This is a genomic window from Sulfobacillus harzensis (assembly GCF_012933365.1).
Classification (GTDB): domain Bacteria; phylum Bacillota; class Sulfobacillia; order Sulfobacillales; family Sulfobacillaceae; genus Sulfobacillus_B; species Sulfobacillus_B harzensis.
In genome coordinates, this window is the sequence record NZ_JABBVZ010000279.1 from 1 (window position 1) to 1247 (window position 1247).

1 protein-coding gene is annotated in these 1247 nt (G+C 58.6%); it reads right to left on the bottom strand.

Annotation, left to right across the window (positions count from 1 at the left end):
- Positions 1-50: 50 nt before the first annotated feature.
- Entirely contained in the window at positions 51-590 is a 540-nt protein-coding gene (locus HIJ39_RS23020) for a reverse transcriptase domain-containing protein (protein ID WP_476718352.1), read from the bottom strand.
- Between the last annotated feature and the right edge of the window lie 657 nt (positions 591-1247).

The following is a 1247-nucleotide window of genomic DNA, read 5'->3' on the forward strand; positions in this document are numbered from 1 at the left end:
GAACCTCCAACCAAGGATTTCCCTTACCGTACCATAACCTTCCGTGATTATCACGAATTAAGGAATGGTTCTACTAGCCACCGCTCGATGTACAGGAGTACCCAAGGATTATCGGTGTGCCTGCGCACGGCCTTCATTAACAAGTCGTGCGGGATGTTATCGAAGAGACCTTTAATGTCGAACTCCAATACCCAGTCATATCGCCAACACCGTTGCCGGGTCTGCGCCAATGCATCATGCGCGGACCGCCCGGGGCGATACCCGTACGAGTCCGGATGAAAGATGGGCTCGACCAGCGGTTCAAAGGTGAGCTTCACGACCATCTGTGCAATCCGGTCGGCCACGGTGGGCACTCCCAGAATGCGGACGCCGCCGGACTTCTTGGGAATTTCCACCGCTTTGACGGGCGGGGGGAAGAAGCTCCCCGAAGACATCCGGTTCCAGATTTTGTACAGGTTGTTCTTGAGGTCCTCCTCAAACATCCGGAGACTTTCCCCGTCGACGCCCGCGGCGCCGCGATTGGCTTTAACGCGTTCATACGCCTGATACACCAGCCATTTGGGAATGGCATACGGTTTGGGCTTATCCATGTGTTCCTCCCTTTCGGTTGACACCGAACAGTGTCCAGAGATACTGGCCCCCCTTCGCTCCACGGCCATTACGCCGCTTCCTCACTACTACAAGGGCCTCTGCCCCTTGCTGTGCATTGGTACTGAGGGTCTTGTGGGGCTTCCACTTGACCGGTTCCCTTAGCATCACAGCGAAGGTTCCCGCGTTCCGCGCCCGAGCCTGTGCTAGGTTCCTGCCTCCTCCATGCCGGTCACCGTGGGGCCAGTAAGCAGGTCTCCGCTCCACTTATCCCGGGTTAACGACTACCCCCCGGTTTTGATGACGTCGTCCTACGCTTTCGACACGTCGTCAGAGGTTCACTTGCGTTCAGCTCCCGTAGCCCGTACCTGACGGAGTCAAGCTCCGCCTTTTCCGTCACGCTCACGACCGAGGCTTTTGTCCTCAGCCGCTGACGGTGGTTTGAAGCCTCCCCCTGCAGGGCGGTTTCGAGGGGCCTCCCCTCATCTCGCGGCGCAGTTCGGCTGGGGCTGTCCCAATAGTCACCCGCACGGGTGACTGGGGTGGACCCTGATGAAAGTCAAGTGACCCTCGCTCCTAGCCAGCGAGGGTCGCTTGCTTCAAGAGGTTGTGGGCCACGCTCAGGAGGCCCCATTCCGTTTGGACTTTGGCCAATCCAC